The organism is Aeromonas sp. SG16, assembly GCF_024436135.1.
Lineage (GTDB): Bacteria > Pseudomonadota > Gammaproteobacteria > Enterobacterales > Aeromonadaceae > Aeromonas > Aeromonas jandaei.
In genome coordinates this window covers 20,791-35,594 of record NZ_JANFNW010000014.1, presented here as the reverse complement: position 1 = coordinate 35,594, position 14,804 = coordinate 20,791, and the positions used below count along the sequence as shown (strand labels likewise).

Genomic DNA, 14,804 nt, shown 5'->3' with positions numbered 1-14,804 from the left:
AGGGTAAAATATCGTCAGATTAATCCTCTGGCGTTTATCCAGACCGCCTCTGGTTATCGAGATGTTAACATCAACTTTCAAAATTAAACTCTAAATACCATTTTAAAACAGGTCATTTCTTTCAAAATACCCGCTCACCACCCCCTCTGGTTAGTATCTTTAACATCTTGTTATTGCCCCGTGAGGAATGATAGAACCTTATCTACTGCCGGACATGCAGGATCTGGATCCGGAAAGGCACACGGGAATGAAACAATCCACTGATTAAAGGATGAATCAATGAATAATTTTGGAAGAATGGCAGTAAAGGCAGCGGTTTCTTTGGCTCTGTTTGGATCAGTTTCCATGGCCCATGCCGCCGATACCATCAAGATCGGCATCGCCGGTCCGGTCACCGGCCCGGTCGCCCAATACGGTGACATGCAGTTCACCGGCGGCAAGATGGCGGTCGAGCAGATCAACAAGGCAGGCGGCATCAAGGGCAAGCAGATAGAAGCGATCGTCTATGACGATGCCTGCGATCCCAAGCAGGCCGTCGCGGTCGCCAACAAGGTAGTGAACGACGGCGTCAAATTCGTGGTCGGCCACCTCTGCTCCGACAACACCCTGCCCGCCTCCGACATCTATGAAGACGAGGGGATCCTGATGATCACCCCCGCCTCTACCAACCCCAAGATCACCGAGCGCGGCTACCAGCTGACCCTGCGCACCATCGGTCTGGATAGCGATCAGGGCCCGACTGCCGCCAAATACATCATCGAGCAGGTCAAACCCAAGCGCGTCGCCGTTATCCACGACAAGAAGCAGTATGGCGAAGGCATCGCCTCCAGCGTGAAAGCGGCGCTGGACAAGGCTGGCGTCAAGGTCGTCGCGTTTGAAGGCATCACTGCCGGTGACAAGGACTTCTCCGCCCTGATCGCCAAGCTGCAAAAAGAGAACGTCGATTTCGTCTATTACGGCGGCTATCACCCGGAGCTGGGTCTGATCCTGCGTCAGGCTGGCGAGAAGGGTCTGAAGGCCAAGTTCATGGGCCCGGAAGGGGTAGGCAACAAGGACATATCCGCCATCGGTGGCCCGGCTTCCGAAGGTCTGCTGGTAACCCTGCCGAACAAGTATGATCTGGTACCGGCCAACGCCCCGCTGGTTGCAGCGTTCAAGGCCAAGGGTCAGGACTCCTCCGGCCCGTTCGTCTGGACTACCTATGCCGCGGTGCAAACCCTGGCTGCCGGTATCGCCAAGGCGGGTGACGAGGATCCGGCTGCCGTTGCTGCCGCCATCAAGGCTGCGCCGGTCGATACCGTGATGGGCCAGCTCAACTGGGCACCTAACGGCGACCTGAAAGGCTTCGAATTCGGTGTGTTCCAGTGGCACGCTGACGGTACCTCTACCCAACTCAAATAATCTGCCGATCGGGGGCGAGCCGACTCGCCCCCTCCTCTCTTTGCGGGCAAGTACAGGGAACGCAGTATGTCCGAACACCTCCTTTATCTCGTTCAGCAGTTGCTGAACGGATTAACCATAGGCAGCACCTATGCGTTGATCGCCATCGGCTACACCATGGTCTATGGCATCATCGGCATGATCAACTTCGCCCACGGCGAGGTTTACATGATCGGCTCCTATGTCGCCTTCATGGTGATGGCGGGGCTCATGATGATGGGCATCGACAGCACCGTTTTGCTGCTGGGCGGCGCCTTTCTGGTCAGCATCGTCATCACCGGCACCTATGGCTGGACCATAGAGCGGGTCGCCTACCGGCCGCTGCGTGGTGGCAACCGGCTGATCCCCCTCATCTCCGCCATCGGCATGTCGATCTTCCTGCAGAACATGATGCGAATGGCGCAGGGCTCGCGGGATATCGCCATGCCCAGCCTCATCTCTGGTGGCTGGACTCTGGGCGAGGCTGACGGCTTTCAGGCCAGCCTCTCCTATATGCAGCTCATCATCTTCGTGATCACTTTCGTCACCATGCTGGCGCTGACCCAGTTCATCGGCCGCTCCCGCATGGGCCGCGCCTGTCGCGCCTGCTCGGAAGATATCAAGATGGCCAACCTGTTAGGGATAGACACCCACGTGGTCATCTCCATCACCTTCGTGCTGGGGGCCGCGCTGGCCGCCGTCGCCGGGGTGCTGCTCGGCATGTACTACGGCGTCATCAACCCCTATCTCGGCTTTATGGCCGGGCTGAAAGCCTTCACCGCCGCGGTATTGGGCGGTATCGGCAGCATTCCCGGCGCAGTGCTGGGCGGTCTGCTGCTCGGCGTGGTGGAAGCGCTCACTGCCGGCTATCTCAGCACCGAATACAAGGATGTGATGGCGTTCGCCCTGCTCATCTTTGTGCTGCTCTTTATGCCTACTGGCATTCTGGGCCGCCCGGAAGTGGAGAAAGTATGATGAAACGCCAATTCATCCATGCCTGCATCGCCAGCCTGGTGCTGCTGGTGCTCTCCTTCTGGCTGCTCGGCTTCAAGCTGGAGACCGATGGCTCCCGCCTGCTGGTAGTGAGTCGCCTCGATGTGTCGCTGGCCTGGCTGCTGGGCGGCGCCACCCTCGTATTCTGGTTCCAGCTGCTGCGCGGCCAGATTGCCAAGCTGTTTCAGGCATCCATCAGCGGCTTCTCGGTCGGCTTCGGCAAGCTGGTGCTGCCGAGTCAGGAGGAGGCACCGCGTCTCTACAACACCACCGCCATTCTGGTGCTGCTGTTTGCGGTGAGCTGGCCCTTCATGGCCTCTCGCGGTGCCATCGATCTGGCCACTCTCACCCTGATTTACATCATGCTGGGGCTGGGTCTGAACGTGGTGGTCGGCCTCGCCGGTCTGCTCGATCTCGGCTATGTCGGCTTCTATGCGGTCGGCGCCTACAGCTACGCCCTGCTCAACAACTACTTCGGACTGAGCTTCTGGGAGTGTCTGCCCATTGCCGGTGGTCTGGCGGCCCTGTTCGGCTTCCTGCTCGGCTTCCCGGTGCTGCGGCTGCGGGGGGACTATCTGGCCATCGTCACCCTCGGCTTTGGCGAGATCATCCGGATTCTGCTCAACAACATGACCAGCCTGACCGGCGGCCCCAACGGTATCTCCGGCATTCCCAAACCGACCCTGGGTGGTCTGGAGTTCAACCGCACCGTCAAGGATGGCGGCTTCGAGACCTTCCACGAGTTCTTCGGCATCGCCTACAACGCCAACCACAAGGTGATCTTCCTCTACCTGATGGCGCTGGTGCTGGTGATCGCCACCCTGTTCGTCATCAACCGCCTGCTGCGCATGCCCCTTGGCCGCGCCTGGGAAGCGCTGCGGGAAGACGAGATCGCCTGCAAATCGCTGGGGCTCAACCCCACCATCATCAAGCTGACCGCCTTCACCATAGGCGCTACCTTCGCCGGTTTTGCGGGGAGTTTCTTTGCCTCCCGGCAGGGCTTTATCAGCCCGGAATCCTTCGTCTTTATCGAGTCGGCCATCGTGCTCGCCATCGTGGTGCTGGGCGGCATGGGCTCGCAAATCGGGGTGGTGCTGGCTGCCATCGTGATGACTGTGTTGCCGGAGCTGGCTCGCGAGTTCAACGAGTACCGCATGCTGATGTTCGGCCTCTTGATGGTGTTCATGATGATCTGGCGGCCACAGGGATTGCTGCCGATGACCCGTCCGCATCTGGAGTTGAAGAAATGAGTACTCATCAGAAGTTAATGGAAGTCTCTGATCTGTCGATGCGTTTCGGAGGGTTGCTGGCAGTCAACGGGGTCAAGCTGGATATCGACAAGGGCGAGGTGATCTCCATCATCGGCCCCAACGGCGCAGGCAAGACCACCATTTTCAACTGCCTGACCGGCTTCTACCGCCCGAGCGGCGGCACCATCCGCTATAAGGGTGAGGAGATTCAGGGGCTGCCCGGTCACCTCATCGCCCGCAAGGGAATCGTGCGTACCTTCCAGCACGTGCGGCTATTCAAGGAGATGACGGCGGTGGAGAACCTGCTGGTTGCCCAGCACAGGCACCTCAACACCGGCTTTCTGGCCGGACTGTTCAAGACCCCCTCGTTCCGCCGTGCCGAAGAGGAGGGGCTGGAGCAGGCAGCCTTCTGGCTGGATAAGGTAGGGCTCAAGGATCTCTCCAACCGCGCCGCCGGCAACCTGGCCTACGGTCAGCAGCGCCGGCTCGAGATCGCCCGCTGCATGGCAACCCGCCCCGAACTGCTGATGCTGGACGAACCGGCTGCCGGCCTCAACCCGAAGGAGACCGACGAGCTGGATGAGCTGATCATGAGCCTGCGGGATGAATTCGGGGTCTCGGTGCTGCTGATCGAACACGATATGAAGCTGGTGATGGGTATCTCCAACCGCATCTTCGTGGTCAGTCAGGGCACCCCGCTGGCCCATGGCAAGCCGGACGAAATCCGTAACAATCCGGCAGTGATCAAGGCCTATCTGGGCGAGTCGTAAGGACAAAAAGATGTTAGAACTTCGCAACGTATCGACCCACTACGGCAAAATTCAGGCACTGCACGACGTCAGCGTCGAGGTGAAAGAGGGGGAAATCGTCACCCTGATCGGTGCCAACGGCGCCGGCAAGACTACCCTGCTGATGACCCTCTGCGGCGAGCCCAAGCCCAGCAGCGGCTCCATCTGGTTCGAGGGGGAGCAGATCAGCGACCTCTCCACCGCCCGCATCATGCGCAAGGATATCGCCGTGGTGCCGGAGGGGCGCCGCATCTTTGCCCGCCTGACAGTGGAAGAGAACCTGCTGATGGGCGCCTTCTTTGTCGACAAGGCCGAGCAGCATGGCCTGCTGGATCAGGTGTTTACCCTGTTCCCGCGCCTGCATGAGCGACTGGAGCAGCGCGCCGGCACCATGTCCGGCGGCGAGCAGCAGATGCTGGCCATCGGCCGCGCCCTGATGAGCAAGCCGCGCCTGCTGCTGCTGGACGAGCCTTCGCTGGGGCTGGCCCCCATCGTCATCCAGCAGATCTTCGACACCATAGAGCAGCTGCGCCAGAAGGGGATGACCATCTTTTTGGTGGAACAGAACGCCAACCAGGCGCTCAAGCTGGCCGATCGCGGCTATGTGCTGGAGAACGGCCGCGTGGTGCTGCAGGACACGGGAGCAGCACTGCTGGCCAACCCGGCGGTGCGACAGGCTTATCTCGGCGGTTAACCCACTGAGCCGCATGCCATATCGACAAGGGAGCCACAGGCTCCCTTATCTTTTGTGGGGTTAGTTTGCGCCCAAGCTTGCGGTACACTGACCGGCAATCAACCTATTCTCAGGACATCCAGATGGACCAGTTTGCCCATATCAATGCCCATGATGCCCACCAGAAACTGAGTGCAGGCGAAGCCCGCCTGGTGGACATTCGCGACCCGCAATCCTTCGCGGCAGCCCACGCGGTCGGCGCCTTCCACCTTACCAACGGCACTCTGGTGCGCTTTATGAACGAGGTGGAGTTCGACACCCCTGTCATCGTGATGTGCTACCACGGCAACAGCAGTCAGGGCGCCGCCCAGTATCTGCTGCAACAGGGGTACGACGAGGTCTACAGTCTGGATGGCGGCTTCGAGGCGTGGCGCCGGGAATTTCCCATCGAGGCAGGCGAAGCATGATCCAGCTGCTGGTGCTCGACAACGCCCGCATGGCGCAGGCGCTGGTGGACTATCTGGCGACGCTGGGCATCTCCTGCGAGCTGACCCAGTCCGAGCTGGGGGTCACCATCTGGCTGGCTGACGAGCAGCGCCTTGCTCAGGCCCAGCTGGAGGTGAAACGCTTCCTCGCCGAGCCGAACCACCCTCGCTATATGGAAGCCTCCTGGCAGTCCGGCCGGGCCGATGCCCGCATCGACTACAGCAAGGGGATGACGGATCCCGTCACTGATTTCCTCCATCAGGCGGGGCCGCTGACGCTGGTGGTCATCATCGCCTGTCTCGCTGTCTACGGGATCGATGCCATCGGCCTGCCCATCTACGACGAACTGGCCTTCCACCCGACGCTGGCCCAGTTCACCGACTGGCAGGCGTGGCGCTACTTTACCCCGGCCTTCATCCACTTCTCGGTGCTCCATCTGGTGTTCAACTTGCTCTGGTGGTGGTACCTCGGCGGCCAGATCGAGCAGCGTCTTGGCAGCGGCAAGCTGCTGATCCTGCTGCTGGTGGGCGCCGCCCTGCCCAATATCGCCGAGTTCTTCGCCAGTGGCCCGCTGTTTGGCGGCCTCTCCGGCGTGGTCTATGCCCTGCTCGGCTACTGCTGGCTGCGCAGCAAGCTGCAACCAGCCTGTGGCCTGACTCTGCCGCCGGCGCTGATGGGCTTTATGCTGTTCTGGATGGTGCTCGGCTTCTTCGACATGCTCGGCACCAGCACAGCCAATATCGCCCACCTGACCGGTCTGCTGGTCGGCCTGCTGCAAGGCTGGCTGGATCGCAACCACCAACCGGGCTGATTTTCAGCTATCGCAGAAACAACAACGCCGCCCCGAAGGGCGGTGTTTTTTATGGTCTGCACAGTTACTGCTTGAGCAGGGAGCTGTTGGCCACTTATGAAGTTCGCTGGCTCAACGGTAAAAAGCTGCCGCGATCTCGGCAAAATGAGGGAATTGTCGGTAGAATGTCCACCAACGCTTAAGGAGGACATCATGATCGACCCGAAGAAACTGGAAGAGATCGCCAAACAGGTACACAACTCCCTGCCGCCCGGCATCCGCAGCATGGGCGAAGAGGCCGAGAAGAAGATCCGTCAGGTGTTGCAGGCACAGCTCAACAAGCTGGATCTGGTAAGCCGTGAAGAGTTCGACGTGCAGACCAAGGTTCTGCTGCGTACCCGGGAAAAACTGGCCGCCCTCGAAAGCAAGCTGGCTCAACTCGAAGAGCAGCTCGGCGCCAAAGGCGAATAACGGAAACCCCAGCATGGCTGGGGTTTCTGCTTTACGGGGCTCGGGTTATCGTCACACCCGCAACAAGTGCCAGGCCCGTTTGCCACGCGCCTTCGCCTCATACATCGCCTGATCGGCCACCTCCAGCGCCTGCCGAAACGACAGCGATGCCCCCTCCCACAAAGCGATGCCGATACTGAGCCCGACCCTTTGTGAACAACCGGGTCTGGGCACATAGCTTTGCATCCGGCCAATCAGGGCATCGGCCAGCTCGGCCAGGGCATGGCTTGAGACCCCCCGGCTGAGGTGCACCACAAATTCGTCGCCACCGTAGCGACCGCACAGGGCCGAGCCCGGCATGATGAGACGCAGCCACTCCGCCATCTGCTGCAAAACCTGATCGCCACAGGCATGACCTAGCTGGTCATTGATCCCCTTGAAATCGTCCAGATCGATAAAGAGCAGCGCTCCTGCTCCGTCATGTTGCTGCTGAGCAAACGCCTTGCCAAACCCCTGCCGGTTGAGCAGACCGGTCAGGGCATCGCTGTTGGCACGCTCGGCCAGCCTCTGCTCATAAGCTTTGCGCTGGGTGATATCGATATGGGAACCCATGATCCGCAGCGGCTTGCCATCGGCGTCCCGATCGACCACCCGCCCCCGATCCCAGAGCCAGGTGACCTCCCCTTGCGGGTTGATAGTGCGGTATTCGACTTCGTAGAAGGGGGTTTTCCCCTCGAGATGATCGAAATAGCTACCCATGGCGTGGGCGCGATCGTCGGGGTGGAGCTTGGCGCTCCACTGGTCGAAGTGGGGAGCCATGTCGCCAACCTGAAAGTTCTGCAGGTTGAACACCCGCAGTTCGCCAGTCGGAATAATCCCCTGCCAGAGGCAGATGCCGGTACCATCGAGGGCGGCGTTGAGCTTCTCCTGCAGCAAGCTGTTTTCATGCTTCAGAGCGGCAATTTCTGCCTGCAGCCGGGTCAGTTCACCAATACGGGAGGAGGAGATCAGGGTCGCCGCTGGCTCCGCAGAACCCAGCTCTCCCCTTGCATCTTCTGTCGATGATCTTCCCTCTTCGCTCAACACAGCGCCTCCTCGCCCCATCCCGGAATATCCTTATCCTGCCGCCGACAATCACGCACAAAGATGCCACCAGCTGCAGGGAATTAGTAGCCATTCATACCTGAAATTGCGAAAAAAACTGGACTTGAATGACGAACTCCACACTATCCCGATCTGGTCGCGCCACCATAGCAAAACCCCCGGCTTGACCGGGGGTTTTGGCAGCACAAACGGCTTGTCAGATGAACTCGTAAGCGTCGCCGAAGATGCGTTCCGGCTCGGCACCGAGGATCTTGAACTCCTCACGGGCCGCCCCCGCCATCTCGAAGCGACCGGCGACATAGATGTCGTACTCATGGAGGCTGACGAAATCATCCATGATCGCCTTGTGTACCAGACCGGTACGGCCACTCCAGTCGCTCTCAGGCTCCTGCACCACCGGGATGAAGGTGAGCGGCGCGTAGTCACGCTCCCACTGCTGCATCTGCTCCAGCTCGTAGAGCCAGTGCGCCTGACGCACCCCCCAGTAGAAGAAGACCGGACGCTTGCTGCCGCTGTCGATCAGGTATTCCAGAATCGATTTGGCGTAGGAGAAACCGGTGCCGCCAGCCATCAGGATCAACGGGCGGGGGGATTCGTTGCGCAGGAAGGCTTTGCCAGCGGGCAGCTCAACCTCGATCTCCCCCTGTTCGCGCATGCGGGCCAGTACCTGACCGGCATAGGCGTTTTCGGGAGTAGCGCCGATTTGCAGCTCCAGCACGCCCGGGCGGGTCGGCGAGTTGGCGATGGAGAAGGGACGCTTGTCCGAATCGCTCATCACCACCAGCAGATACTGGCCCGGCTTGAAGCTGACCTCTTGCTGCGGCGTCAGGGCCACATGCCAGATGGTGTCGACATATTCGCGCAGTTCCTCTACGCGGCATTTGATACGTTGCATTCTTGTCCTTGTGGCGGGTTCGCTCGACCCGCTTCGCTCATTGTTTCACTGTCAGGTGATGACCAGCACTGCTGGCCCCATTCGTCGAGGATACCCAAATCGCTGCGGATCTCATCCATTTTTGCAGCAAACGGGCCATTTTCGCCTCAACCGAGGATATTCAACTCATCCCAGATGGCATCGATCTTCTGCTTCACCGCCTCATCCTGCACGATGGGCTGACCCCACTCGCGATTGGTCTCCCCCGGCCACTTGTTGGTGGCATCCAGCCCCATCTTGGAACCAAGGCCGGAGATGGGCGAGGCGAAATCCAGATAGTCGATCGGGGTGTGTTCGATCAGGGTGGTATCACGGGCTGGATCCATCCGGGTGGTAATGGCCCAGATCACATCCTTCCAGTCGCGGGCGTTGACGTCGTCATCACACACCACCACGAACTTGGTATACATGAACTGGCGCAGGAAAGACCAGACCCCCAGCATCACCCGCTTGGCGTGGCCCGGGTAGCGCTTCTTGATGGTGACCACCGCCATCCGGTAGGAGCACCCCTCCGGCGGCAGATAGAAGTCGACGATCTCGGGGAACTGCTTCTGCAGCAGCGGCACGAACACCTCGTTCAGCGCCAGACCCAGCACCGCCGGCTCATCGGGCGGACGGCCGGTGTAGGTGCTGTGATAGATGGCATCCTTGCGCATCGTCATGTGGGTGATGGTAAAGACCGGGAATTCGTCCACCTCGTTGTAGTAGCCGGTGTGGTCGCCATAAGGGCCTTCCGGCGCCATCTCGCCCGGCTCCAGATAGCCTTCCAGCACGATCTCGGCGCTGGCGGGCACCTCCAGGTCACAGCTGATGGCTTTTACCACCTCGGTGCGGCTGCCACGCAGCAGGCCGGCAAAGGCATATTCGGAGAGGGTATCCGGCACCGGCGTCACGGCGCCGAGAATGGTTGCCGGATCGGCACCAAGCGCCACCACCACCGGGAAGCGCTCGCCCGGATGAGCCTCCTGCCACTCGCGAAAATCGATGGCTCCGCCGCGATGATCCAGCCAGCGCATGATCAGCTTGTTCTTGCCGATCTTCTGCTGCCGGTAGATGCCGAGGTTCTGCCGCTTCTTGTAGGGGCCGCAGGTGATGGTGAGACCCCAGGTAACCAGCGGCGCCACATCGCCTGGCCAGCAGTGCTGGATCGGGATCTGGTCGAGATCGACAGCCTCCCCCTCCTGCACCACCTGTTGGCAGGGGGCGGAAGAGAGGCGCTTGGTCGGCATGTTGAGCACCTGCTTGAAGATCGGCAGCTTCTCCATCAGCTCCTTGAAGCCACGGGGCGGTTCCGGCTCCTTCAGATAGGAGAGCCATACCCCGACCTGACGCAAGGCGCTCACATCGGGCTGGCCCATCCCCATGGCGACCCGATCCGGGGTACCAAACAGGTTGGTCAACACCGGCATGGTGTAGCCTTTGGGATTTTCAAACAGCAGAGCCGGGCCGCCCGCACGCAGGGTGCGGTCGCTGATTTCGGTCATCTCCAGATAGGGGTCTATCTCGCGGGTAATCCGCTTGAGTTGTCCGTTTTGTTCCAGCTGCGCGACGAAATCACGCAAGTCCTTGTATTTCATGCAGGTTCCCAACCAGATTCAGGAGGTGAGGCATTATAACCCTGGCCGCCTCTCCGGTGTACCCGAATCGGGGAAGAGAGTCGGAGTCATGGGATTCTGATCATGCTGACCAAGGCGTTTGGCCAGCGCCGACAACAGCAATGGCTCATCCACCTCCATCAACAGATCGGCTACCAGAGATCCATACTGCCGGTTGGCCAGCTCACCAAGCAGATAGCTTCTTGCCTGTTGCGGCAGGGGGGATAGCGCGCTCAGCTGGCGCAGGGCCGGCTCTTTCAGATGGGGATTGGTGCTCGCGGCAATCAGCAACTCGCTGGCCTCATTACCCTGATGAAAGCGGTTGATGGTGGCCAGCGCTGCCAGAGCATCCTGATCCACCGGTTGGCGCCAGAGGCGGCTGTAGAGTGCCGGCTCGCCGGTACGCTGCAGCAGGTAGCTCAGTAGACGGTTGTCAGGCAGATAGATGTTCTGGGCAGCCAGCGTCCGGCTCTCGCGCTGCAGCAGGGAAACCGGCAGCTGCTCGAGGGCCTGCAGCAGCGCTTCTTGCTGACGAGCCAGCTCGGGGTTGCCGCGGTAGTAGATCGACTTGAAACCGAAAGTACCCTGCTCCAGTTGCTGGCGATAATCAGCCTGCCACGCCAGTTGTTGCCACTGACCCAGCAGCAGCCGGGCCTGAGCGGCAAAATCGTAGGCGGGTTGCTGCACCAGAAAGCCGTCCACCCGCTGCTCGACCAGCCACCGGGGGGCCTTGTCTGCCTGGGCTGCCACCCAGGCGTGCAATTCGGGTGACGCCGGCCGGGTCACGTTGATATTGCGCAACAGTTGCAGCAACAGATACTCGCGCTGCTCGCGGCTCTGGGTCGCCAGCAAGGAATCGACAGCGGCAAACTGCCCCTGTTGCAGGCAATTCGACAGATAGCGCAAATCAGTGCCCAGCTCGGCGGCCTCCACCGAAGGAGGCTCTGGCACGCTCTGCGCAAAGGCCGGGATACCGAACAGCAATCCCGGCAGTAACCAGTAAACGGGTTTCATGACGTCTCTATCCTTGTGACATCGAAGCTTCATACTACCCAGTCGGCCGAAATTTAGATAAACAAAAACCGCGACCCTGGCCGCGGTTTTGTCATTTTCTGACCTGACTTACTTCTGCTGGCGCCGCATGGCGTCGAAGAACTCGTCGTTGGTCTTGGTCATCGCCAGTTTGTCGATGAGGAATTCGATACCGTCAATCTCGCCCATCGGGTGGACAATCTTGCGCAGGATCCACATCTTCTGCAGCTCGTCACCGGAAGTGAGCAGCTCTTCTTTACGAGTACCAGAACGGGTGATGTCGATAGCCGGGTAGACGCGCTTCTCGGCAATCTTGCGCGAGAGGTGCAGTTCCATGTTGCCGGTACCCTTGAACTCTTCGTAGATAACCTCGTCCATCTTGGAACCGGTATCGATCAGCGCGGTGGCGATGATGGTCAGGCTGCCGCCCTCTTCAACATTACGCGCGGCGCCGAAGAAGCGCTTGGGACGGTGCAGGGCATTAGCGTCCACACCACCGGTCAGTACCTTGCCGGATGATGGGATAACGGTGTTGTAGGCACGAGCCAGACGAGTGATGGAGTCCAGCAGGATCACCACGTCTTTCTTGTGCTCGACCAGACGCTTGGCCTTCTCGATCACCATTTCGGCAACCTGAACGTGACGGGATGCCGGCTCGTCGAAGGTGGAAGCGATCACTTCACCTTTAACCATGCGCTGCATCTCGGTCACTTCTTCCGGACGCTCGTCGATCAGCAGAACGATCAGTTCACAGTCGGGATGGTTGTAGGCGATGCTCTGGGCGATGTTCTGCAGCAGCATGGTCTTACCGGCCTTGGGCGGTGCGACGATGAGGCCACGCTGACCTTTACCGATCGGGGAGGCCAGATCCAGCACGCGAGCAGTGATGTCTTCGGTAGAACCGTTGCCACGCTCCATGCGCAGACGCTCGTTGGCGTGCAGCGGAGTGAGGTTTTCAAACAGGATCTTGTTGCGGGAGTTTTCCGGACGGTCGTAGTTGACCTCGTTGACCTTGAGCAGCGCGAAGTAGCGTTCGCCCTCTTTCGGCGGCCGGATCTTGCCGGAGATGGTATCGCCGGTACGCAGGTTGAAGCGGCGGATCTGGCTCGGGGAGACGTAGATATCGTCAGGGCCTGCCAGGTAAGAACCGTCAGCACTGCGCAGGAACCCGAAACCGTCGGTCAGGATTTCCAGCACACCGTCGCCAAAGATATCCTCGCCACCCTTGGCGTGCGCCTTGAGGATCGCGAAAATAATGTCTTTCTTGTGCGCCCGAGCCAGATTTTCCAACCCCATGGATTCGCCGAGCTTGACCAGCTCAGACACAGGAGTGTTCTTTAATTCAGTCAGATTCATAGTGGTGAAAGTCTGTAAGCAAGGATTGAAATGAGGAGACAGTCTGCTGGATTGATGCTGATCGGATTTGACTTGCCAGGCTAGCAATGGAGTCAGGCAAAAAGGTTAGCAAACGAGCGATAAACTAGCACCAATCGGGATGAGCGTCTAGGTGATAAAACAGAAGGAGCGCATTATTGCAATGCGCTCCTCTTCGATTATTACAGGTTGCCGTCCAAGAACTCTTTCAGCTGAGTCTTGGACAGTGCACCGACCTTGGTCGCTGCCACTTCGCCATTCTTGAACAGCAAGAGGGTCGGGATACCACGAATGCCGTACTTGGGCGGAGTATCAGAGTTATGGTCGATGTTCAGTTTGGCTACGGTCACGCGACCTTCGTACTCTTGGGCAACTTCTTCCAGGATCGGGGCAATCATCTTGCACGGACCACACCACTCGGCCCAGAAGTCGACCAGAACGGCGCCATCGGCTTTGATTACATCTGCCTCGAAGCTGGCATCGCTCAGCTGAACAATCTTGTCACTCATCTCCAACTCCAGTCAGTAAATAAGGCTTTATTGACACGTCAATAAAGGCAATAGTTGCCCTATTTGAAATGATCCTGTTTATTATTGCAAGCCTAACCTGATAACCTACCGCCATGAGCAAAACACACTTAACGACCGACAAATTCGCCCAAATGGGCCTCGAACCCGAAGTTCTGGCTGGTCTGGAAGCAAAGGGATTTCACTATTGTACGCCCATCCAGGCACTGTCCCTGCCACTACTGGTAGAGGGCCATGACCTCGCCGGGCAAGCACAGACAGGCACCGGCAAAACCATCGCCTTTCTGGCCGCCACCTTCAACTATCTTCTTACCCACCCGCTGACCAAGCCCCGTCTGGTAAATCAACCCAGAGCCATCATCATGGCACCCACCCGGGAGCTGGCAGTACAGATCTATAACGATGCCGACAGCATCGCCGCCTCTACCGGCCTGAAACTCGGCCTCGCCTACGGTGGCGAAGGTTACGACAAGCAGCTGGCCGTGCTGGAGCAGGGCGTCGACATCCTGATCGGCACCACTGGCCGCATCATCGACTACTTCAAGTCCAAGGTGATCGATCTGAGCAACATTCAGGTCGTGGTACTGGACGAAGCGGATCGCATGTTCGATCTGGGCTTCATCAAGGACATCCGCTTCCTGTTCCGCCGCATGCCGCCCGCCACCGAGCGTCTGAGCATGCTGTTCTCCGCCACCCTCTCCCTGCGCGTGCAGGAGCTGGCCTACGAACACATGAACCACCCGGAACATGTGCAGGTCGAGCCTGAGCAGATGACCGGCGTGCGGATCAAGGAGGAGCTGTTCTACCCCTCCAACGAAGACAAGATGTTGCTGCTGCTCTCCCTGATGGAAGAGGAGTGGCCGGAGAAAGCCATCGTCTTCGCCAACACCAAGCATGTCTGTGAAGACGTTCATGCCTGGCTGGAGAACGACGGCCACCGCGTTGGTCTGCTGACCGGCGACGTGCCGCAGAAGAAGCGGATGAAGATCCTGGAAGAGTTCACCAAGGGTTCGCTGGACATTCTGGTCGCCACCGACGTGGCCGCCCGTGGTCTGCACATCCCCGACGTGACCCACGTCTTCAACTATGACCTGCCCGACGATGCCGAAGACTATGTACACCGTATCGGTCGTACCGGCCGTGCCGGCAAGAGCGGTCACTCCATCAGCCTGGCCTGTGAAGACTATGCCTTCAACCTGCCGGCCATCGAGGAGTACATCCACCACCCGATCCCGGTCAGCAAGTATGATCGCGAAGCACTTCTGGATGATGTCACCGCGCCGAAACGGGTGTTCCGCAACCGCCAGCCGGTGAACCGCAACATGCGGGATCGCCAGGGCGGTGGCAACAGCAACAACCGCCGTCGTCCGCCGCGCAAAAGCTAAAGGA

At 59.5% G+C, this 14,804-nt stretch carries 15 protein-coding genes; 9 read left to right on the top strand and 6 right to left on the bottom strand.

The genetic code is table 11. The features are described from left to right. Nucleotides 1-279: 279 nt before the first annotated feature. The 8 genes from NOM67_RS21135 (at nucleotide 280) to NOM67_RS21100 (ending at nucleotide 6,870) form a co-directional block, all read left to right on the top strand. Nucleotides 280-1,401, top strand: coding sequence for a branched-chain amino acid ABC transporter substrate-binding protein (locus NOM67_RS21135; RefSeq protein WP_033112864.1), 1,122 nt, complete (start codon nucleotides 280-282; stop codon nucleotides 1,399-1,401). 66 nt (nucleotides 1,402-1,467) lie between these two features. Beyond that, nucleotides 1,468-2,394, top strand: a complete 927-nt coding sequence (gene livH / locus NOM67_RS21130; RefSeq protein WP_033112865.1) for a high-affinity branched-chain amino acid ABC transporter permease LivH — start codon at nucleotides 1,468-1,470, stop codon at nucleotides 2,392-2,394. Then, on the top strand, nucleotides 2,394-3,662 hold the full coding sequence (locus NOM67_RS21125) for a high-affinity branched-chain amino acid ABC transporter permease LivM (RefSeq protein ID WP_033112866.1): 1,269 nt from the start codon (nucleotides 2,394-2,396) through the stop codon (nucleotides 3,660-3,662). The genes livH and NOM67_RS21125 overlap by 1 nt, the downstream gene beginning before the upstream one ends. Continuing rightward, complete coding sequence (gene livG / locus NOM67_RS21120; RefSeq protein WP_041210591.1) at nucleotides 3,659-4,432, top strand: high-affinity branched-chain amino acid ABC transporter ATP-binding protein LivG; 774 nt, start codon at nucleotides 3,659-3,661, stop codon at nucleotides 4,430-4,432. The genes NOM67_RS21125 and livG overlap by 4 nt, the downstream gene beginning before the upstream one ends. Nucleotides 4,433-4,442: 10 nt before the next feature. Beyond that, nucleotides 4,443-5,144: an ABC transporter ATP-binding protein gene (locus NOM67_RS21115; RefSeq protein WP_041210590.1), complete on the top strand. Its 702-nt coding sequence runs from the start codon at nucleotides 4,443-4,445 to the stop codon at nucleotides 5,142-5,144. 122 nt (nucleotides 5,145-5,266) lie between these two features. Next, nucleotides 5,267-5,590, top strand: coding sequence for a thiosulfate sulfurtransferase GlpE (gene glpE / locus NOM67_RS21110; RefSeq protein ID WP_043850512.1), 324 nt, complete (start codon nucleotides 5,267-5,269; stop codon nucleotides 5,588-5,590). Then, nucleotides 5,587-6,420, top strand: a complete 834-nt coding sequence (glpG, locus tag NOM67_RS21105; protein WP_156854774.1) for a rhomboid family intramembrane serine protease GlpG — start codon at nucleotides 5,587-5,589, stop codon at nucleotides 6,418-6,420. Before glpE ends, glpG begins: the two co-directional genes overlap by 4 nt. A 192-nt stretch (nucleotides 6,421-6,612) precedes the next feature. Beyond that, nucleotides 6,613-6,870, top strand: a complete 258-nt coding sequence (locus NOM67_RS21100) for an accessory factor UbiK family protein (RefSeq protein WP_033112871.1) — start codon at nucleotides 6,613-6,615, stop codon at nucleotides 6,868-6,870. A gap of 51 nt (nucleotides 6,871-6,921) precedes the next feature. Here the strand turns inward: NOM67_RS21100 and NOM67_RS21095 are convergent, their stop codons facing one another. The 6 genes from NOM67_RS21095 to trxA form a co-directional block, all read right to left on the bottom strand. After that, on the bottom strand, nucleotides 6,922-7,935 hold the full coding sequence (locus NOM67_RS21095; protein WP_255939996.1) for a GGDEF domain-containing protein: 1,014 nt from the start codon (nucleotides 7,933-7,935) through the stop codon (nucleotides 6,922-6,924). Nucleotides 7,936-8,149: 214 nt separating this feature from the next. Further along, nucleotides 8,150-8,848, bottom strand: coding sequence for an NAD(P)H-flavin reductase (fre, locus tag NOM67_RS21090; RefSeq protein WP_041210586.1), 699 nt, complete (start codon nucleotides 8,846-8,848; stop codon nucleotides 8,150-8,152). 146 nt (nucleotides 8,849-8,994) lie between these two features. Next, nucleotides 8,995-10,464 carry a 4-hydroxy-3-polyprenylbenzoate decarboxylase gene (gene ubiD / locus NOM67_RS21085; RefSeq protein WP_255939993.1) on the bottom strand — a complete coding sequence of 490 codons (1,470 nt, stop codon included), beginning with the start codon at nucleotides 10,462-10,464 and terminating at the stop codon, nucleotides 8,995-8,997. Between the two features lie 33 nt (nucleotides 10,465-10,497). Then, on the bottom strand, nucleotides 10,498-11,496 hold the full coding sequence (locus NOM67_RS21080) for a hypothetical protein (protein ID WP_255939991.1): 999 nt from the start codon (nucleotides 11,494-11,496) through the stop codon (nucleotides 10,498-10,500). Nucleotides 11,497-11,604: 108 nt separating this feature from the next. Further along, a complete protein-coding gene (gene rho / locus NOM67_RS21075; protein ID WP_005339417.1) occupies nucleotides 11,605-12,870 on the bottom strand; it encodes a transcription termination factor Rho in 1,266 nt (421 codons plus the stop codon). A 200-nt stretch (nucleotides 12,871-13,070) separates the two neighbouring features. Continuing rightward, the gene (gene trxA / locus NOM67_RS21070) at nucleotides 13,071-13,397 is read right to left on the bottom strand and encodes a thioredoxin TrxA (protein WP_005339416.1); all 327 of its coding nucleotides are present in this window, start codon (nucleotides 13,395-13,397) and stop codon (nucleotides 13,071-13,073) included. A gap of 113 nt (nucleotides 13,398-13,510) precedes the next feature. On the opposite strand from trxA, the gene rhlB reads away from it, so the two are divergent. After that, nucleotides 13,511-14,800 carry an ATP-dependent RNA helicase RhlB gene (gene rhlB / locus NOM67_RS21065; protein ID WP_041210583.1) on the top strand — a complete coding sequence of 430 codons (1,290 nt, stop codon included), beginning with the start codon at nucleotides 13,511-13,513 and terminating at the stop codon, nucleotides 14,798-14,800. The last annotated feature ends 4 nt before the right edge of the window (nucleotides 14,801-14,804 follow it).